Source organism: Arthrobacter sp. GCM10027362, assembly GCF_042679445.1.
Classification (GTDB): Bacteria; Actinomycetota; Actinomycetes; order Actinomycetales; family Micrococcaceae; genus Crystallibacter.
In genome coordinates this window covers 1-18,791 of the sequence record NZ_JBHTML010000071.1, presented here as the reverse complement: position 1 = coordinate 18,791, position 18,791 = coordinate 1, and the positions used below count along the sequence as shown (strand labels likewise).

Below are 18,791 nucleotides of genomic sequence, written 5' to 3'. Positions count from 1 at the left end.
CACCGCCGTCGGCTCCGGCCGCCGGCGCAGCCGTCACGGCTTCGGTTCCGGCAGCGGGGGGTTCGGCGGCAGCAGTCTTGCGGGTACGGCGCGTCCGGGGCTTGGCCGGCTCGGCCTCCGGCTGCATTGGTTCAGCCGGGAGATCGGTACCAGCCATGCCGGGGATAACAGCCTGGGCGGGCTCGACCGGCTCGGGATCCTTCCTGCGGCGCGCCCGGACGGGCTTCCTGGCGTGCGTTTCCGCCTCTTCGGGTACGGCCGGATTCAACTGTTCTTTATCCATTTATCACTGTGCTCCAGCCCTTGCGGCACCAGCCACATCCCGGCGCCCTCGGGGGCAAGTAGCCGGTTATCCTTCGGGCCCTGGGGCCACCCGTCACCGGAAGTCGTTTCGATATCACCCGAGCTCGCGCCAGCAGTGGGGCGCGGCACACCCGGGGACCAGCGGCGCTTTTCCCTACTACCGCATATATTCTCTTCATCGGTAGCGTTGCCAAGCGGATTCCCTGTGCACCCATCCGGGTGATGGGCACCGTATCGAGAAGCATCGCCGGCAGCACTGGAAGCCTGTCGCTGGACCGGCAATGGAATGTGGGTCCACTGCCAGCCAAGACCTATTCTCTCACATCGGCCCGTATTTGGTTATCATTCGCAACTTCAGGCGGGGATAGAATCGTGCCAACCGACAGTTGATGATCAGGAGACCGGTGAACTACGAAGCTCTAACCCAGGAGTCCGCCGCGGCCCGTACTGCGGGCACCGTCCAGGCCTCCCATTTAAGGCAGAAACCTTTTGCCTGGCTCCTGCTGGCCACCGGCGCGGTGGGCTGGGTGATGTCCTTCATCCTGGTCCTGGAGCGGCTCGAGGTCTACAAGAACCCGGCCCATGTCACCAGCTGCGACATCAACCCCTGGATTTCCTGCGGTGCGGTGTTCCAGCACTGGCAGGCGTCGCTGTTCGGCTTCCCGAACCCACTCATCGGCATGGTCGCCTTCGCTGTTCCGATTACGACGGCGATGGCCATGCTGGCTGGGGCGCAGTTCCGGCGCTGGTACTGGCTCGGGCTGCAGACCGGTGTGACCCTCGGATTCATTTTCGTCGTCTGGCTGTGGAGCCAGGCCCTCTTCGATATCTACATCCTGTGCCTGTACTGCATGGGTGTCTGGGCCATGATGATCCCGATGTTCATCCAGCTCACGGCACGTAACCTGGCCCACGGGGTGATCAAGGCCCCGGCAGGATTCGTCCAATTCTTCACGAGCTGGTCCTGGACCATTACCGCCCTGCTCTGGATTGCGACGGCGGCCAGCGTGTTCTTCCGCTTCCTGGGCGCCTTCACCGGCGGGTAGAGATTGGGGCGCTCCCGCGGTGTCGGCTTCGCCGCCCGTTCGCGCCCCACTCCATGAAAAGGCCGGGCCGCATCGGATGGATGCGGCCCGGCCTTTTAAACGAGTGGAGCGGTGCTTAGCCGAACCAGATGCCGATCTCGCGCTCGGCGGACTCGGGCGAGTCCGAACCGTGGACCAGATTCTGCTGCACCTTCACGCCCCAGTCACGGCCGAAATCGCCGCGAATGGTGCCCGGGGCGGCGGCAGTCGGCTCGGTGGTGCCGGCCAGCGAGCGGAAGCCCTCGATCACGCGCTGTCCCTCGAAAACGGCGGCCGCGATGGGTCCGCTGAGCATGAATTCCACGAGCGGCTCATAGAACGGCTTGCCGACGTGCTCCTCGTAGTGCCGTTCCAGCAGGTCGCGGGTGGCGGCGACCAGCTTCAGGTCGACGAGCTTGTAGCCCTTGGCCTCCACGCGCGAAAGAATCGTGCCGGTCAGTCCGCGTGCCACGCCGTCCGGCTTGATCAGGACGAGTGTGCGCTCAACGCTCACGTAGTTACTCCTCTGGTTTCCTCAATGCTTGCAAGTGGGGCGCTCGGCCGCCGTGGCGGGCCCCTCGGGCCCCACTCTAGTCCTTATCCGGGTGGCTGCGTTCCCATTCGGCCTGCGCGGCATCGCGTTCCTTGTTCTCCCGGTCGATGCGTGCGCCGGTAACGACGCCGTACCACCAGGTCAGGGCGAACAGGAGGCCGACAAGGAACATCATCGGCACCACGAAGCCGGTGGCGATGATCAGCAGCTGCAGCGCCCAGCCGATCCAGTAACCGGCCGGTTTGCGCAGCAGCGCGCAGCAGAGGAGCAGCAGCAGGGACAGGACGATCCCCACGCCCAGGATCACCGGCGGGGGAATCCTGTCCTTCTGCAGCCCGAAGGCCACCAGCGTGCCGAAGAACACCACGAAGGCCTCCAGCGACAGCACCGTCGAGGCGAAGGTCACCTTGATGGACCGCCGCTTCTTCGGCATGTCCGGGCGCCACTCGCGCTGTGCTTTGGTCAATCGTGCCATGGCCTACTTTCCAGTCTTTTCCGGTTTTTCCGGCTTTCCCAGCAGGATGCGTGCGTCGGCCACCAAGGTGATGGAACCGGTGATCAGCACGCCGCCGGCCAGATCGTTCTTGGCTTCGGCCTGCTCCACCGCCCAGACCACGGCCTCGTCCAGCTGCGGTTCGATGTGCACGGCGTCCACGGGGAAGCCTGCGGCGATGGCATCCTCGGCCAGTTGTTCCGGCTCGATCGCCCGGGGCGAGTTGGAGGCGGTGACGCAGATTTCCTGCACCAGGTCCCCGAATTGCTCGCGAAGGGCTTCGAACACCCCCACCGAGTCCTTCTCCTGCAGGATGCCCACCACGGGCACGAGCTTGCTGAAGTTGAAGGCCTCGTTGATCGCGTCGGCGGTCACCCGCATACCGTCCGGGTTGTGGGCGGCATCCACAATGATGGTCGGGGCGGTACGGACCACCTCGATCCGCCCGGGCGAGGTAACGGTCCGGAACGCCTCGCGGAGGATCTCCACGTCCAGCGGCTTCTCGCCGCCGCCCAGGAAGGCCTCCAGCGCGGCCACCGCCACCGCGGCATTCTGCGCCTGGTGGGCGCCGTAGAGCGGCAGCAGCAGGTCCTCGTAGCGCCCGGCCAGGCCGGAAACCGTCAACTGCTGGCCGCCCACTGCCAGCAGGCGGGACTCCGCATGGAATTCCACGCCCTCGAAGCGGAAGGGCACGTGGAGTTCCCTGGCCTTATCCAGCAGCACTTGGGCCGCCTCCACCGGCTGCGCGGCGCTGACCAGGAAGCCGCCGGGCTTGATGATCCCGGCCTTCTCGGCGGCGATCTCCCCGGCGGTCTCGCCGAGCAGGTCGGTGTGGTCCAGCGAGATGGGGGTGATGACGGAGACCTGGCCGTCGATCACGTTGGTGGCGTCGGTGATGCCGCCCAGGCCCACTTCGACCACCGCCACGTCCACCGGCTCGTCGGCGAAGATGGCGATGGCCAGGATGGTCATGCACTCAAAGTACGTCAGCCGCGGCTCGCCCGCGGCGGCCAGTTCCCGGTCCACGATCTCGAGGTAGGGACGGATCTCGTCCCAGATCCGCACGAACGTCTCATCCGCCACGGGTCCGCCGTCGATGCTGATCCGCTCCGTCACCTTGGTCAGGTGCGGGCTGGTGTACCGTCCGGTGCGCAGGCCGTGGGCGCGCAGGCCGGCGTCGATCATCCGTGCCGTGGAGGTCTTGCCGTTGGTGCCGGTGATATGGATGCTGGCGAAGGCCTTGTTCGGCTCGCCCAGGATCTCCATCGCCCGGAACATCGGCTCCATCCGCGGTTCGATCTTGTTCTCCGGCGCCCGGCCCAGCAGCTCCGCATAGACGCTTTCCACGCCAAATTCATCGCTCACGATCCACTCCGCTCAGGCTTCGATCTTTTCAACGGTGACTTCCTGCCCGCCGTCAGCCGCCACCAGCACCAGGTCCACGGTCAGCGTCTCCTCGGACACCAGCTCGCGGTGGGTGCTGATTGCATCCAGGACGGACTGCTCGGCGCTGACCGTGGTGCGGATCCGGTCGCTGACCACCAGGTCGGCGTCCTTGCGGGCCTGCTGGATGGCACGGACCATGTCGCGTGCCACACCTTCGGCCTCCAGCTCCGGAGTCACCTCGGTATTCAGCACCACGAAACCGCCGCCGGGCAGCACGGCGACAGAGGCAGACCCATTGTCCTCGGCGGACACAACCGTCTCCAGGGTGTATTCCTGGGGTTCCAGCGCCAGTCCGCCGGCGGCGACGTTGCCGGCGTCGTCCACGGACCAGTCCCCGGACTTGGCCGCCTTGATGGCCGTTTGCACGTCCTTGCCCAGGCGGGGGCCGGCTGCGCGGGCATTGACCACCAGCTTCTGCTCGATGCCGAATTCCTCCGGTGCGGCGGTGCCGGCCTCGACCAGGCGGATGGACTTGATGTTCAGCTCATCCTTGATGATCTCCTCATAGCCGCCGGAAAGTTCGGCGGCATGCGGAGCGACCACCGTCAGCTCGGACAGCGGCAGGCGCACCCGCAGGTTCGCGGCCTTGCGCAGGCTCGAACCGATGGAGCAGACCCGGCGGGTACCTTCCATCCGCTCGACGAGCTCTTCCATCACCGGGAAGGCGCCGGCGTCGGGCCAGTCCGTCAGGTGCACGGAGCGCCCGCCGGTCAGCCCGCGCCAGATCTCCTCGGCAACCAGGGGCAGCAGGGACGCAGCGGCCCGGCACACGGCCTCCAGGCAGGTATAGAGCACGTCGAAGGCGTCGGCGTCCTCATCGAAGAACCGCTGGCGGCTGCGGCGGACGTACCAGTTGGTCAGCGTGTCCAGGTACTCGCGCAGCGCGTCGCAGGCGCCGCTGACGTCGTAGCTGTCCAGGCTGGCGGTCATGCTGCGGATGACGTCCCCGGTGTTGGCCAGGATGTACTGGTCCAGTGAGTCCAGGGACGCGATGCGCGCGGTGTCTCCAAGCACGGACCTGGCCTCATAGCCCTCGCCGTTGTTGGCCGTGTTCGTGTACAGCTTGAAGAAGTGCCACACGTTCCACAGCGGCAGGATCACCTGGCGCACGCCGTCGCGGATGCCCTGTTCGGTGACGATCAGGTTTCCGCCGCGCAGGATGGGCGAGGACATCAGGAACCAGCGCATCGCGTCGGAGCCGTCCCGGTCCAGGACCTCGGAGACGTCCGGGTAGTTGTGCAGGCTCTTGGACATCTTCTGCCCGTCCGAGCCGAGCACGATGCCGTGGCTGATCACGTTGCGGAAGGCCGGCCGGTCGAACAGCGCGGTGGCCAGGATGTGCAGCGTGTAGAACCAGCCGCGGGTCTGGCCGATGTACTCGACAATGAAGTCACCCGGGAAATGGTGCTCGAACCAGTCCTGGTTCTCATGCGGGTAGTGCACCTGGGCGTACGGCATGGACCCGGAATCGAACCAGACATCGAGCACGTCCGGCACCCGGCGCATGGTGGACCGGCCGGTCGGATCGTCCGGGTTGGGCCGGGTGAGCTCGTCGATGTAGGGCCGGTGCAGGTCCGGCTCGCCCTGCTCGTTCAGCGGCAGCCGCCCGAAGTCCGCCTCCAGTTCGGCCAGCGAACCGTAGACGTCCTGGCGCGGATAGTCCGGGTTGTCCGACTCCCAGACCGGAATGGGGCTGCCCCAGTAGCGGTTGCGGCTGATGGACCAGTCACGGGCATTCTCCAGCCACTTGCCGAACTGGCCGTCCTTGACGTTCTCCGGGATCCAGTTGATCTGCTGGTTCAGCTCGACCATCCGGTCCTTGATCTTGGTGACCTCCACATACCAGGAGGAGATCGCCCGGTAGATCAGCGGGGTGCGGCAGCGCCAGCAGTGCGGGTAGCTGTGCTCGTAGCTGGCCTGGCGGACGAGCCGCCCCTCGGCCTTGAGCACGCGGATGATCGGCTTGTTGGCCTCGAAGACCTGCAGTCCGGCGATCTCCGCGAGCGGTCCCCCGGCAAAGGTGGGCAGGAACTTGGCGCCCTCGTCCACGGACACGATCACCGGGATGCCGTTGGCCTCGCACACCCGCTGGTCGTCCTCGCCGAAGGCAGACGCCTGGTGCACCAGGCCTGTACCGTCGGTAGTGGTGACATAGTCGTCGACCAGGATCCGCCAGGCGTTCTGCGTGCCCCACTTCTCGATGTCCGCGTAGTAGTCCCACAGCGGCCGGTAGTGCAGGCCCTCCAGCTGCTTGCCGGTGTAGGTGGCGGTGACGGCCTCCGCCGCGGCAGCGGCGTCGTCATACCCCAGGTCCTTGGCGTAGCTGCCGACCAGGTCCTGGGCGAGCAGGAACTTCTCCCCCGCCGCCGTCGTCCCGCTGGGGCCGGCGGGCACGACCGCGTAGGTGATGCCGGGCCCGACGGCGAGCGCCAGGTTCGTCGGCAGGGTCCAGGGCGTGGTGGTCCAGGCCAGGGCATTCACGCCGGCCAGCTCGCGGCTGATGTCGGTGTCCCCGGCCAGGATCGGGAACGTGACCGTAACGGTCTGGTCCTGCCGGTTCTTGTAGACGTCGTCATCCATGCGCAGCTCGTGGTTGGACAGCGGCGTCTCGTCCTTCCAGCAGTACGGCAGCACGCGGTAGCCGTTGTAGGTCAGGCCCTTGGCGTGCAGCTGCTTGAAGGCCCAGATCACGGACTCCATGTACTCGACGTTGAGCGTCTTGTAGTCGTTCTCGAAGTCCACCCAGCGGGCCTGGCGGGTGACGTACGCTTCCCATTCCTTGGTGTAGCGCAGCACGGAGGCACGGCAGGCATCGTTGAACTTGTCGATGCCCATGGCCTCGATCTGCTTCTTGTCCGTCATGCCCAGCTGCTTCATGGCCTCGAGCTCGGCGGGCAGGCCGTGGGTGTCCCAGCCGAAGCGGCGCTCCACCCGCTTGCCGCGCTGGGTCTGGTAGCGGCCCACGATGTCCTTGACGTAACCGGTGAGCAGGTGGCCGTAGTGCGGCAGGCCGTTGGCGAAGGGCGGGCCGTCGTAGAAGACGAACTCGTTGGAGCCGTTTTCCCCAGGGTCGCGCTGATCAATCGAGGCCTGGAAGGTGCCATCCTCGTCCCAGTACTTCAGGACCCGTTCCTCGATCTCGGGGAACTTCGGGGAGCTCGGGGCGGCGGCCTCGCCGGCGGTGGTGGCCTTGGGATAGATCTGTGGCATGTGCGTCATCCTGGAAAGACAAACTGCTGGGCAAGTGTGGTTACTTCTGCGAGGACGCGCCTTACGCCTGACGGCCGAAGCCGTTGGCGGGACCCGCGGTACCACCTCACTTGCCGCCCGCCGCCCCGTTGCCGGGACCGCCAGGGACAGCCACTCATTCGCTGCTGTGACGGGCATACCCGTCCGGTTCTACTAAGCTTGCGCCGTTCTTCCGGAGGCTCGCCGGTGATGGCCGGGTCAAAGCCGATGGGTCCAGTTTAGGGCCAGACAGCTTCCGGTGTCGAAACCGCCCGGATCCGGCCCACCGGCTGCCTTCCCGTCCCGTCTGCGCCTGTGTGGCTGCTTGGACCCGACAGGGCCGTGTGCCGGCAGAGGTTTCGTCATCGTCGGCGCTTCGGGTCGACGTAAGCGGGCGGGATGAACCAGGGCATGCCGGCCTCGACCACGATTTCCCAGTCGCTTTCGTCAATCAAGTCGCGGTGGAAGATGCACAGCAGGCAGCCGTTGGAGGCCTTTGTCTTCCCGCCCCGCCACCACGGAACAATATGGCGGGCCTCGGTCCAGACCGCGGGCATGGCGCAGCCCGGGAAGGCGCATCCCCGGTCCCGGGCTATCAGGGCCCGGCGGAGGGCCGGCAGGAAGAACCGGCTTGCCCGGCCCACGTCAAGTACTTCACCGGACGAACCCAGCACGCCCGGGATGGTGTCCGCGTCGCAGGCCGGCCTGCGCACTGTCCCGGGGTTGAGCGGGGCGTCGAAGACCGGATATCCGGACCCGGCCACTTCCCCGGCCAGCTTCCGGTAGCCGATGGTGATCATCACCTGCGCCTTGTGCCCGCCGAAGGAACCGGCCGGATTGGCCCACGTGGCCTCCGCAGCCCCGCCCGCGCCGGCATGGGCTACGGAGTCCCCGAAGAAACCGCCGCATTCCCCCACCCGGGCGATGTCTGCCCGTTCCACGGCCCATGCCCCGGCGGCCTGAAAGAACTCCACCGCCCGGGACACCTCTTCGACGGCGGCGAGCAAGGACGCGGTTTGGCGGGGAGACAGATGCTCCAGTTCCGCCAGGAACGACCCCGACATCGTCGAGACCGCGGCTCAGACCCGCGTCAGGGAAGCGAGCAATTCCTCAGGTTCCCGGCGGATATCCATGCCCCGAGCCTGGTTAGAACATACTTTCGACCTAAGGGGAAAAGCCGGTTGCGGAGGACCGGTGGGGAAACGGCTGCGGAGGATCAGTGCAGGCGCATGGGGACGGCTATCGGCCCGCCGCGGGCCGGGTTCCGGTCCGGCCGCTACTTCCGGATCAGCTTGTGCGCGGCGGCCTGGGCCACCGGGCGCATGATGATCTGGTCCAGGTTCACGTGGTGCGGCAGGTTCAGCGAATACGCCACCACGTCCGCCACGTCCTCGGCCAGCAGCGGCTTCTCCACACCTTCGTAGACCTTGGCCGCGGCCGCCTGGTCCCCGCCCAGGCGGTTGAGCGAAAATTCCTCGGTCCGCACCAGCCCGGGGGCGATCTCTATCACCCGCACATTGTGCTCCGCCTCTTCCAGCCGCAGGGTATTGGCCATCGCATGTTCGGCGAACTTGGCGGCCGCATACCCGCCACCGCCCTCATAGGCCACCAGCCCCGCCGTCGAGGTCAGCAGCAGCACCGAACCCTCGCCGTTTTCGCGCAGCGCGGGCAGGAAGCCCTGGATCATGCGAAGGGTGCCGAGCACGTTGACCTTGTACATCTTCTCCCAGTCGGCCAGCTTGCCCGCCAGGATCGAATCCACCCCGAAGGCACCGCCGGCGATGTTCACCAGCGCGTCCACCCCGCCGCCGGCCAGCACCCCGTCCACCAGGCGGGCGACGTCGGCAGGCTCGGTGATATCGGCCGCGAAGGGCACCGCCCCGGTCTCCCGGGCCAGTTCCTGGAGCAGGTTTTCCCGGCGGGCGACGGCGGCGACTTCCCACCCGCTGCCGCGCAGCGCCCGCACGGTGGCGGCGCCGATGCCTGAACTTGCTCCGGTGACTACTGCACGCTTGGTCATGGCTCCCAAGCCTAGCCGCAGGGCGGCACGGACCTGAACCGGTCCGGAACGCTACCCGGAACCGGCGCCCAGCCTTTCGAGGATGACCTCGCGCAGCACCACGGCCTGGTTGTGCTCTTCATCCCTGGCACCGAAGAGCAGGCACAGCTTCGCTTCCCGGCGTGCCAGCCGCACCAGCTGCTCCACCGCCTCGGAGCCCTCGAGTTCACGCCGGTAGGCGGCGGCGAAGTCGTCGAACTTGTCCGGATCGTGCCCGAATTCCTTGCGCAACTCATCGGACGGCCCGGCTTCCTTGAGCCACTCGTCCAACCGGGCGTCTTCCTTCTTGATCCCGCGCGGCCAGAGCCGGTCCACCAGCACACGGTAGCCGTCGCCGTCGCCGGCCGGATCATAGATGCGCTTGATCAACACGGTACCCATGCCGCCAGCATACGGGAGGGATGCTCCCTGACGCGTCGACTTCGTCGCCGCGCCGGGCCCCTCGCATCCTTCCCTTGCCGCGGGCCCCGGCCCGGGCGCAGCGAGGGACGGGAGGCAGGTAAGCGCTATGCGCGCGGGCGGTTTAAGACCAGTGCCGGGCCGGTGCCGGTGTGAACCCGGCCGGCGCCGCATGAAAGAATGGCACCTATGGCAGAACACGAGCTGGGCACAGACACGCCCGTTACCGTAAACGTCCCCGACAAGCCCGCACTGGAGGGCCTCGAGGACATCCACTCCAAGCGCTGGCGCGAGCAGGGCACCTATGCCTTTAACCCGGACACGGACCGGGAGCAGGTCTACTCGATCGACACTCCCCCGCCCACCGCCTCCGGTTCCCTGCACGTGGGCCACATGTTCTCCTACACCCAGACCGACGTGCTGGCCCGCTACCAGCGCATGCGGGGCAAGAACGTCTTCTACCCGATGGGCTGGGACGACAACGGCCTGCCCACCGAACGCCGCGTGCAGAACTACTACGGCGTGCGCTGCGACCCGACCGTGCCCTACGACGCCGACTACCGTCCGCCGGCCAAGCCGGCGAAGAACCAGCGCGATTTCGACGTCGTCTCGCGCCGGAACTTCATCGAGCTGTGCGAGGAGCTCGCCTCCGAGGACGAGAAGGTCTTCGAGGACCTCTTCACCACCCTGGGCCTGTCCGTGGACTGGAACCTGACCTACCGGACCATCGACGACAACTCCCGCGCCGTGTCCCAGCGCGCCTTCCTGGCCAACCTTGCCGCCGGCGACGCCTATCTGGCCGAGGCCCCGACCCTGTGGGATGTCACCTTCCGCACCGCCGTCGCCCAGGCCGAGTTGGAAGACCGCGAGATGCCGGGCGCCTACTACCGCTACGGCTTCAACACCGCCGCCGGCGAAAAGGTCTACATCGAGACCACCCGGCCCGAGCTGCTGCCCGCCTGTGTCGCGCTGGTGGCCCATCCCGACGACGAGCGGTACCAGCCGCTGTTCGGCACCAAGGTCACCTCCCCGCTGTTCGGTGTCGAGGTAGAGGTCAAGGCGCATCCGCTGGCGAAGCCGGACAAGGGTGCCGGCATCGCCATGGTCTGCACCTTCGGCGACCTCACCGACGTGACCTGGTGGCGCGAGCTGCGGCTGCCCACCCGCGCCATCGTGGGCCGCGACGGCCGGATCATCGCCGAGACCCCGGAGTGGATCACCAGCGACGAGGGCAAGGCCAACTATGCCCAGCTGGCCGGCAAGACGGCCTTCTCCGCGAAGGAGAAGATTGTCGAGCTGCTCGGTGCCGCGGGCGAGCTCGACGGCGAGCCGAAGACCATGATGCACCCGGTGAACTTCTACGAAAAGGGCGACAAGCCGCTGGAGGTCGTCACCTCCCGCCAGTGGTACATCCGCAACGGCGGCCGCGACGAGGAACGCCGCGCCCGGCTGATTGACCGCGGGCGGGAGATCGACTTCCACCCGGCCTTCATGCGCTCGCGCTACGAGAATTGGATCGAGGGCCTGAACGGCGACTGGCTCATTTCCCGCCAGCGCTTCTTCGGCGTGCCGATCCCGGTCTGGTACCCGCTGGACGCCGCCGGCGAGCCGGACTACGAGCACCCGATCCTGCCCAGCGACGAGATGCTGCCGGTGGACCCGGCGGCGGAACCGGCCCCGGGCTACGACGAAGCCCGGCGCGGCATGCCCGGCGGGTTCATCGGCGACGCCGACGTGCTCGACACCTGGGCCACCTCCTCGCTGACCCCGCAGATCGTGGGGCGCTGGAGCCGCGACGAGGAGTTCTTCGGCAAGGTCTTCCCCTTCGACCTGCGTCCGCAGGGACACGACATCATCAGGACCTGGCTGTTCTCCTCGGTGGTCCGCGCCGACGCGCTGCAGGACTGCGCGCCGTGGAAGCATGCGGCCATCTCCGGCTGGATCCTGGACCCGGACCGCAAGAAGATGTCCAAGTCCAAGGGCAACGTGGTGGTACCCACCGACGTGCTCGAGCAGTTCGGTTCGGACGCGGTGCGCTACTGGGCCGCCTCGGCCAAGCTCGGTGCGGACACCGCCTACGAGGTGGCGCAGATGAAGATCGGCCGCCGCCTGGCCATCAAGCTGCTGAACGCCTCCAAGTTCGTGCTCAACCTCGGCGCCACCGAGGCTTCGGTGATCACCGGTGACGCGTCCGCCGTCACCAATGCCCTGGACCTGTCCCTGCTGGGGCAGTTGGCGGACGTGATCGAGCAGTCCACCCTGGCATTCGAGAACTACGACTATGCCCGCGCCCTGCAGATCAGCGAGTCCTTCTTCTGGTCCTTCACGGACGACTACGTGGAACTGGTCAAGGACCGCGCCTACGGCGCTGCCGGCGAGGCCGGGCAGGCGTCCGTGCTGGCCACCCTGGCCACCACCCTGGACGCGCTGCTGCGGCTGTTTGCCCCGTTCCTGCCCTTCGCCACCGAAGAGGTCTGGGGCTGGTGGCGGGCCGGATCCGTGCACCGTGCGCAGTGGCCGGCCGCCGGGGCGCTGTCCGGCATCGCCGCCGACAAGGACCTGCTGGGCACCGTGGGCCTGGCGCTGGGCGGCATCCGCAAGGCCAAGTCCGAGGCGAAAGTCAAGCAGCGCACCGAAGTGCTCTCGGCCGTCGTTACCGCGCCGGCGGCGCAGATCGCGCAGCTGCGCGCCGGCGAGGGTGACCTGAAGGCTGCCGGCAACGCCCGGACGCTGGCCTTCGAGGAGTCCGACGGCGAGCTGACGGTCAAGAGCGTGGAACTCGCCCCGGCCGAGGCGTAACAGCCGGGGATCGGCCAAGGCCCGCCTTGGCCGATCCCCGCATCGGTTAAAGATCGCCGCATCGATTAAATAGGGGAAGCCCCATCAGCGTTTAGCCGTTGGTGGGGCTTCGACTCTATGATCCAAATGTGACGCTTTGGCTCTCGCGAACTCCTTAGATTTTCAGGTCTTCCTAGTCTCGTCACTGACCGGCAGTTAGTCGAACTTTGTCCGCTACTTGTCTCTGAATCTTTGGTGTCCGGTCCCGCATCTTTTGGGGGATGCGTAACTTCATTTATACGCCGGTTCAGGCCGACACGCCAGAAGCCGGGACGGAATTTTTCGAGGAAATTCCGTCCCGCGGTGCAGGGTCCGGTTTGCCCGGCCTGCCAGGAAGAAGCGCCGCGGTCAGTCGAATTCGGGGGCGGTGGTCCGGGAGCGCTTGATCTCGTAGAAGTACGGGTACTCGGCCAGGGCCACGGCGCCGTCGAAAATCCGGCCGGCCTGCTCGCCGCGCGGGATGCGGGTCAGCACCGGACCGAAGAAGGCGGTCCCGTTCAGGGCCACCACCGGGGTGCCGACCTCGTGTCCGACCTTGGAAATGCCCTCTTCGTGGCTGGCCCGCAGCTGCGCATCGTATTCGGTCGAGGTGGCGCAGTCCGCCAGTTCCGCCGGCAGGCCGGCCTCCTCCAGCGCTGCGGCGATGACCGCGGCGAAGTCCTGGTTGCCCTCGTTGTGGATGCGGGTGCCCATCGCATCGTAGAGCGGCTTGACGACGGCGTCGCCGTGCAGTTCCCGCGCGGCATTGATCACGCGGACCGGCCCCCAGGCCTGCTTCATCCGTTCCTTGTAGGCCTCGGGCAATTCCTCGCGCCCCTCATTGAGCACGGCCAAACTCATCACGTGCCAGTCCACCTTGATGTCCCGGACCTTCTCGACCTCCTGGATCCAGCGCGCGGTGATCCACGCAAACGGGCACATCGGGTCGAACCAGAAGTCGACAGTGGAAGGGGCGGTGGATTCGGACATGTGTCAGCTCCTGTGCGGTAGGCAGTGATTGGGCAGGGCGCGGCGCCCTCTTGGGTAACCGGGAACTAGGCTGATTTGTTCCGGCGCTTGGCCACCACGTCGTGGGAGATCAGCGTGGGCTCGATCTTGTTTAGCACCACATCCGCGGTAATCACCACCGAGGCAACATCCTCCCGGCTGGGCAGCTCGAACTGGATCGGCAGCAGGGCTTCCTCCATGATCGCCCGCAGCCCGCGGGCGCCGGTTCCCCGTTCCAAGGCCAGGTCCGCCACCGCTTCGAGCGCCTCCGGCTCGAAGTTCAGCTCCACGCCGTCCAGCTGGAACATCTTCTGGTACTGCTTAATCAACGCGTTCCTGGGCTCGGTGAGGATCTTGATCAAAGCCGGGCGGTCCAGGTTGGCCACCGTGGTGATGACCGGGAGACGGCCGATGAATTCGGGAATGAGCCCGAACTTGAGCAGGTCCTCGGGCATGACCTCCCCATAGGAATCCGCGACCTTGCGCGCCTCGTTCAGCGGGGCGCCAAACCCGATGCCCTTGCGGCCCGCCCGCGAACCGATGATCTCCTCCAGCCCGGCAAAGGCGCCGGCCACAATGAAGAGCACATTGGTCGTGTCGATCTGGATGAATTCCTGATGCGGGTGCTTGCGGCCGCCCTGCGGTGGAACGGAGGCCACCGTGCCTTCGAGGATCTTCAACAGCGCCTGCTGCACGCCCTCGCCGGAGACGTCGCGGGTGATGGACGGGTTCTCGCTCTTGCGCGAGATCTTGTCGATCTCGTCAATGTAGATAATGCCCTGCTCGGCCTTCTTGACGTCGTAGTCCGCGGCCTGGATCAACTTGAGCAGGATGTTTTCCACATCCTCGCCCACGTAGCCTGCTTCGGTGAGTGCGGTGGCGTCCGCGACGGCGAAAGGAACATTCAGCCTGCGGGCCAGGGTCTGGGCCAGGTAGGTCTTGCCGCACCCGGTGGGTCCGATCAGCAGGATGTTGGACTTGCCGACCTCAACATCTTCCAGCGGACTTGCGTCCGAGAGGTTGGCTGCCGCCTTGGGCGCGTGGCCGGACTGGATGCGCTTGTAGTGGTTGTAGACGGCGACGGCAAGGGCGCGCTTGGCGGGCTCCTGCCCGATCACGTATTCCTGCAGGAAGTCGAATATTTCCCGCGGCTTGGGCAGTTCGAAGCTCCCCAGATCCGAGACCTCGGAGAGCTCCTCCTCGATGATCTCGTTGCACAGATCAATGCACTCGTCGCAGATGTAGACCCCGGGGCCGGCGATCAGTTTGCGCACCTGCTTCTGGCTTTTGCCGCAAAAGGAGCATTTGAGCAGGTCGGCGCTTTCACCAATGCGAGCCATGTTCTGTCCCCTTACCTGATCCTGCTGAAGATAACATCAATGCCGCCGACAAAACTGTGGCATCCGCTTCCGACACTTAGTCCACTGTAGTTCACTTGCCGGGCAGATTCAGTAACAGGCCGGCCCGCAGCGCTCGTCGGGGACAAATAAAGCCATATTCGGCTTCTGTCACCACCGGGTTGCGCTGCGGGCCGCACCTGCGGAAACCGCAGCGCGAGCGTCAGCTCTTGTTGATGGCCGGCTTGCGGATCTTGCGCGAATCCAGCACCTGGTCGATCAGGCCGTAGGCCTGCGCGTCCTCGGCCGTGAGGATCTTGTCACGCTCGATGTCCCTGTTCACCTCGGCGCTGCTCTTGCCCGAATGCAGGGCGATCGTGTCCTCGAGCCAGCTGCGCATGCGCATGACCTCGTCGGCCTGGATCTGCAGGTCGGTGGCCTGGCCGCGTTCGCCGCCGCCCAGGGCCGGCTGGTGGATCAGCACCCGTGCGTTCGGCAGGGCCAGGCGCTTGCCCGGCGTGCCCGCGGCCAGCAGCACGGCGGCGGCGCTGGCCGCCTGGCCCAGGCAGACGGTCTGGATCTCCGGACGGATGTACTGCATCGTGTCGTAGATGGCCGTCATCGCCGTGAAGGACCCGCCCGGGGAGTTGATGTAGAGCGTGATGTCGCGGTCCGGGTCGGTGGATTCGAGCACCAGCAGCTGGGCCATGATGTCGTCGGCCGAGGCATCATCCACCTGCACGCCGAGGAAGATGATCCGGTCCTCGAAGAGCTTGGTGTAGGGATCCTGGCGCTTGAAGCCGTACGGGGTGCGCTCCTCGAACTGCGGCAGGACGTACCGGCTCTGCGGCAGGTTCGCGGCATAGCCGCCCGCTGCGGCACCGAAGGTGTGGTTCATTGTCTTTCTCCTGCTTTCGACGATCGTAGGGACTGGGTCGCAGAACCTGCGATCAGGATTCCTTCGTGTGGTTGCTGTTGGTGCCGCCGCCGCCGGAAACGGAACCGGCGTGCGCCGAGATGTGGTCGAAGAAGCCGTAGGCGAGACCCTCCTCGGCCGTGAACCACTTGTCCCGGTCATTGTCGATCAGGATCTGCTCCACGGTCTGGCCGGTCTGCTGCGCCGTCAGCTCCGCCATCACCTGCTTCATGTGCAGGATCAGTTCGGCCTGGATCTTGATGTCCGAGGCTGTGCCGCCGATGCCGCCGGAGGGCTGGTGCATCAGGATGCGGGCGTGCGGGGTGGCATAGCGCTTGCCCTTGGTCCCGGAGGAAAGCAGGAACTGGCCCATGGAGGCCGCCAGGCCGGTGGCCACCGTGACCACGTCGTTGGGAATGAACTGCATCGTGTCGTAGATGGCCATCCCCGCGGTGACGGAACCGCCGGGTGAATTGATGTAAAGGTAGATGTCCTTGTCCGGGTCCTCCGCCGAGAGCAGCAGCAGCTGCGAACAGATGGCGTTGGCGTTCTCGTCCCGCACCTCCGAGCCCAGCCAGATGATGCGTTCCTTTAGGAGACGGTTGTAGATGTAATTTTCCTGGGTCGCCGGATCGACGGTGGCCATCCTCGGGGTGGCGGCTTCACGGGACATTCTCAATTACCTCTCGCTTCTGCCCGAGGCCTGCCGGTGAGGCCGGTCCTCGGGACCTGTTTCCTTCTTGGACAGTAACGCGAATCCGGGGCCGATTCCTTGTATTTCGCGCACTGTTCGCTGACGGCGCACCAGCCGGGCGGACCGGTTAAAGCCGAACAGGCCGCCGGCCCCGGAAGGGGGCGGCGGCCTGTTCAGGTGAATCCTGCCTGCTATCTATTTTTCAGCGTCGACGGTCTCGGCGGCCTCGCCGGATTCGGTCTCGGCCTTGGCAGCCTCGGTTTCGGTGGCCTCGATCATCTCTTCGACGTTCGCCTCTTCGGCCTCTTCGCCGGTCGGGCGGACGAAGTCGCTCAGGTCCACCTCGGCACCGGTGGTGTCGGTGACCTTGGCCTGCTCCAGCACCTTGGCCAGCGCCTTGCGGCGGCGAACCTCGCCGACCATCATGCCGACCTGGCCGCTCTGGTCCAGCAGCTGGGCGAACTGGTTCGGGTCCATGCCGTACTGGCTGGAAGCGGAAACGATGTAGTCGATCAGCTCGGCCTGGTTGACGCCGATCTCTTCCTTGTCCGCCACGGCGTCCAGGATGAGCTCGTTCCTGAAGGCGCGCTCGGTGTTCTCGCGGACCTCGGTGCGGTGCTCCTCGGTGTCGTGCTCCTCGCCGCCGTGGGCGTTCTCCGGGCGGAAGTGCTGCTCGAGCTGCTCTTCGACGACGGATTCCGGCACCGGAACCTCGATCATCTCCACCAGCTTGTCCAGGACCTTGTCGCGGGCCTCGATGCCCTGCTCGACGACCTTGGACTCGGCGGCCTGCTTGGCCAGGTCCTCGCGCAGCTCGGCGATCGTGTCGAACTCGCTGGCCAGCTGGGCGAAGTCGTCGTTCGCCTCGGGCAGCTCGCGCTCCTTGACGGCCTTGAGCACAACCTTGACGGTGGCATTCTCGCCGGCGCGCTCGCCGCCGGCCAGCTTGGTTTCGAAGGTGGCGTCCTCGTCGGCGCTCAGGCCGGTGACGGCCTCGTCCAGGCCCTCGAGCATGGTGCCGGCGCCTACCTGGTAGGACAGGCCGGTGGCGGAGTCCACCTCTTCGCCGTCGATCGTGGCGGTCAGGTCGATGGTGATGAAGTCACCCTCGGCAGCCGGACGGTCCACGGTCTTCAGGGTGCCGAAGCGGCCGCGCAGGTCGTCCAGGGCCTTGTCGACGTCGGCGTCGGTGGCCTCGGCGGCCTCGACGGTGACCTCGAGGCCTGCGTAATCGGGCAGTTCGATCTCCGGGCGGACGTCCACCTCAACGTGGAAGGCCAGCTGACCCTCGGTCGCGGACGGGTCCGGAACCTCGGTGATCTCGACCTCGGGGCGGCTCAGCGGGCGGATTCCGGTTTCCTGCACGGCCTTCTGGTAGAAATCGTTCAGGCCCTCGTTGATGGCGGTTTCGATCACATAGCCGCGGCCAACGCGCTGGTCGATGAGCTTGTTGGGCACCTTGCCCTTGCGGAAACCCGGCACCTGGACCTGGGTGGCAATCGTCTTATAGGCCGCATCAATGCTGGGCTTGAGTTCCTCGAAGGGGACCTCAACGTTGAGCTTGACCCGCGTCGGGGAGAGGTTTTCGACAGCGCTCTTCACAGCGTTTGAACTCCTGATAGCTATTGGATGGAATCTGCACCAACAAATACAGAGTCGGGGCGACAGGACTCGAACCTGCGATCTCCTGCTCCCAAAGCAGGCGCGCTAGCCACTACGCTACGCCCCGTAGTGCACACGCAAGTCTACGGCCTAACCGGACCACGTGCACAATTGAGCCATTCTAATTGATGCGGCAGTTCCGCGACACCGCCGCGGAAATTTGCGATCCGTCCACCCACCCGTGCTAAAGTTTCATCGTCCTCGGGGATGTAGCTCAATGGTAGAGCCTCAGTCTTCCAAACTGATTACGCGGGTTCGATTCCCGTCATCCCCTCTTGAATAAGGCGTGAAGGCGGATCCGCGAGGGTCCGCCTTCACGCATTTGGGCCCATCCCGGCCGGCCCGCTACCGGGCCGGGGCCTGGCAGCGCGGGCACCAGTAGAGCTTGCGGTTGCCCATCTCCCCCAGCGCCACCGGCCCGGCGCACACCCGGCACGGCAGCCCCTGCCGCTGGTAGACATAGTGCGCGTCGTCCGGCCAGGCCGGCAGCCCGGGACCGGCCCGGTGTTCCGGACGGGTCGTGATGATCCTGCCGTCGCGGACGCCGTCGACCATGACCGACACGATGTCCGCCCACAGCGCCGCGGCCTCGGGGGCAGCCACATCCCTGCCGCGCCGCCAGGGATCCAGCCCGCGGCGGAAGAGCGTCTCGGCACGGTAGATGTTGCCCACCCCGGCCACCACGTCCTGATTCATCAGCAGCGTGCCCACCGCGGTGCCCTTGGCGGTGAGCCGGCGGACAAACTCGCCGGCCGCCACGCCGGCCGGGTCGGGCTGCAGCGGATCCGGCCCCAGGCGGCCGACGACGGCGG

At 66.4% G+C, this 18,791-nt stretch carries 15 protein-coding genes and 2 tRNA genes; 3 read left to right on the top strand and 14 right to left on the bottom strand.

Going from position 1 to position 18,791, the window contains the following annotated elements:
* The first annotated feature begins 692 nt into the window (after nt 1-692).
* Entirely contained in the window at nt 693-1,349 is a 657-nt protein-coding gene (locus ACFQ36_RS11860; protein ID WP_377013850.1) for a vitamin K epoxide reductase family protein, read from the top strand.
* A 115-nt stretch (nt 1,350-1,464) separates the two neighbouring features.
* Here ACFQ36_RS11860 and ndk read toward each other — a convergent pair whose 3' ends face one another.
* The 7 genes from ndk to ACFQ36_RS11825 all read right to left on the bottom strand — a co-directional run bounded on the left by ndk (nt 1,465) and on the right by ACFQ36_RS11825 (nt 9,527).
* A complete protein-coding gene (gene ndk, locus ACFQ36_RS11855) occupies nt 1,465-1,881 on the bottom strand; it encodes a nucleoside-diphosphate kinase (RefSeq protein WP_377013848.1) in 417 nt (138 codons plus the stop codon).
* A gap of 76 nt (nt 1,882-1,957) precedes the next feature.
* Nucleotides 1,958-2,395: a DUF4233 domain-containing protein gene (locus ACFQ36_RS11850; RefSeq protein WP_377013846.1), complete on the bottom strand. Its 438-nt coding sequence runs from the start codon at nt 2,393-2,395 to the stop codon at nt 1,958-1,960.
* A 3-nt stretch (nt 2,396-2,398) separates the two neighbouring features.
* Nucleotides 2,399-3,778 carry a bifunctional folylpolyglutamate synthase/dihydrofolate synthase gene (locus tag ACFQ36_RS11845; protein ID WP_377013844.1) on the bottom strand — a complete coding sequence of 460 codons (1,380 nt, stop codon included), beginning with the start codon at nt 3,776-3,778 and terminating at the stop codon, nt 2,399-2,401.
* Nucleotides 3,779-3,790: 12 nt separating this feature from the next.
* Nucleotides 3,791-7,069, bottom strand: coding sequence for an isoleucine--tRNA ligase (gene ileS, locus ACFQ36_RS11840; protein WP_377013842.1), 3,279 nt, complete (start codon nt 7,067-7,069; stop codon nt 3,791-3,793).
* 380 nt (nt 7,070-7,449) lie between these two features.
* The gene (locus ACFQ36_RS11835) at nt 7,450-8,151 is read right to left on the bottom strand and encodes a hypothetical protein (RefSeq protein WP_377013840.1); all 702 of its coding nucleotides are present in this window, start codon (nt 8,149-8,151) and stop codon (nt 7,450-7,452) included.
* A 212-nt stretch (nt 8,152-8,363) separates the two neighbouring features.
* Nucleotides 8,364-9,107: an SDR family oxidoreductase gene (locus ACFQ36_RS11830; protein ID WP_377013838.1), complete on the bottom strand. Its 744-nt coding sequence runs from the start codon at nt 9,105-9,107 to the stop codon at nt 8,364-8,366.
* 51 nt (nt 9,108-9,158) lie between these two features.
* Nucleotides 9,159-9,527, bottom strand: coding sequence for a DUF488 domain-containing protein (locus ACFQ36_RS11825; protein WP_377013836.1), 369 nt, complete (start codon nt 9,525-9,527; stop codon nt 9,159-9,161).
* Nucleotides 9,528-9,734: 207 nt separating this feature from the next.
* On the opposite strand from ACFQ36_RS11825, the gene valS reads away from it, so the two are divergent.
* Complete coding sequence (valS, locus tag ACFQ36_RS11820) at nt 9,735-12,344, top strand: valine--tRNA ligase (protein ID WP_377013834.1); 2,610 nt, start codon at nt 9,735-9,737, stop codon at nt 12,342-12,344.
* A 387-nt stretch (nt 12,345-12,731) separates the two neighbouring features.
* On the opposite strand, the gene ACFQ36_RS11815 is transcribed toward valS, so the two are convergent.
* The 6 genes from ACFQ36_RS11815 to ACFQ36_RS11790 all read right to left on the bottom strand — a co-directional run bounded on the left by ACFQ36_RS11815 (nt 12,732) and on the right by ACFQ36_RS11790 (nt 18,046).
* Nucleotides 12,732-13,352, bottom strand: a complete 621-nt coding sequence (locus ACFQ36_RS11815; RefSeq protein ID WP_377013832.1) for a DsbA family protein — start codon at nt 13,350-13,352, stop codon at nt 12,732-12,734.
* 65 nt (nt 13,353-13,417) lie between these two features.
* On the bottom strand, nt 13,418-14,710 hold the full coding sequence (gene clpX, locus ACFQ36_RS11810; RefSeq protein ID WP_377013830.1) for an ATP-dependent Clp protease ATP-binding subunit ClpX: 1,293 nt from the start codon (nt 14,708-14,710) through the stop codon (nt 13,418-13,420).
* A gap of 220 nt (nt 14,711-14,930) precedes the next feature.
* On the bottom strand, nt 14,931-15,605 hold the full coding sequence (locus ACFQ36_RS11805; protein ID WP_377013828.1) for an ATP-dependent Clp protease proteolytic subunit: 675 nt from the start codon (nt 15,603-15,605) through the stop codon (nt 14,931-14,933).
* Nucleotides 15,606-15,657: 52 nt separating this feature from the next.
* Nucleotides 15,658-16,269, bottom strand: coding sequence for an ATP-dependent Clp protease proteolytic subunit (locus tag ACFQ36_RS11800; protein ID WP_377013852.1), 612 nt, complete (start codon nt 16,267-16,269; stop codon nt 15,658-15,660).
* A gap of 243 nt (nt 16,270-16,512) precedes the next feature.
* Complete coding sequence (tig, locus tag ACFQ36_RS11795) at nt 16,513-17,919, bottom strand: trigger factor (RefSeq protein WP_377013826.1); 1,407 nt, start codon at nt 17,917-17,919, stop codon at nt 16,513-16,515.
* 54 nt (nt 17,920-17,973) lie between these two features.
* Nucleotides 17,974-18,046: transfer RNA gene (locus ACFQ36_RS11790), tRNA-Pro, on the bottom strand.
* 136 nt (nt 18,047-18,182) lie between these two features.
* Here ACFQ36_RS11790 and ACFQ36_RS11785 point away from each other — a divergent pair.
* A tRNA-Gly gene (locus ACFQ36_RS11785) sits at nt 18,183-18,253 on the top strand.
* Between the two features lie 71 nt (nt 18,254-18,324).
* Here the strand turns inward: ACFQ36_RS11785 and ACFQ36_RS11780 are convergent.
* A partial coding sequence (locus ACFQ36_RS11780) for a zinc finger domain-containing protein (protein WP_377013824.1) occupies nt 18,325-18,791 on the bottom strand: 467 nt, incomplete at its 5' end.

Excerpts from the sequence above, each read along its gene's own strand:
- ACFQ36_RS11805 (WP_377013828.1), bottom strand. The coding sequence starts at position 15,605 with ATGAACCACACCTTCGGTGCCGCAGCGGGCGGCTATGCCGCGAACCTG.
- ACFQ36_RS11825 (WP_377013836.1), bottom strand. The coding sequence starts at position 9,527 with ATGGGTACCGTGTTGATCAAGCGCATCTATGATCCGGCCGGCGACGGC.
- ACFQ36_RS11860 (WP_377013850.1), top strand. The coding sequence starts at position 693 with ATGATCAGGAGACCGGTGAACTACGAAGCTCTAACCCAGGAGTCCGCC.
- ACFQ36_RS11850 (WP_377013846.1), bottom strand. The coding sequence starts at position 2,395 with ATGGCACGATTGACCAAAGCACAGCGCGAGTGGCGCCCGGACATGCCG.
- ACFQ36_RS11800 (WP_377013852.1), bottom strand. The coding sequence starts at position 16,269 with ATGGCCACCGTCGATCCGGCGACCCAGGAAAATTACATCTACAACCGT.
- valS (WP_377013834.1), top strand. The coding sequence starts at position 9,735 with ATGGCAGAACACGAGCTGGGCACAGACACGCCCGTTACCGTAAACGTC.
- ileS (WP_377013842.1), bottom strand. The coding sequence starts at position 7,069 with ATGCCACAGATCTATCCCAAGGCCACCACCGCCGGCGAGGCCGCCGCC.
- ACFQ36_RS11830 (WP_377013838.1), bottom strand. The coding sequence starts at position 9,107 with ATGACCAAGCGTGCAGTAGTCACCGGAGCAAGTTCAGGCATCGGCGCC.
- ACFQ36_RS11815 (WP_377013832.1), bottom strand. The coding sequence starts at position 13,352 with ATGTCCGAATCCACCGCCCCTTCCACTGTCGACTTCTGGTTCGACCCG.
- clpX (WP_377013830.1), bottom strand. The coding sequence starts at position 14,710 with ATGGCTCGCATTGGTGAAAGCGCCGACCTGCTCAAATGCTCCTTTTGC.
- ACFQ36_RS11835 (WP_377013840.1), bottom strand. The coding sequence starts at position 8,151 with ATGTCGGGGTCGTTCCTGGCGGAACTGGAGCATCTGTCTCCCCGCCAA.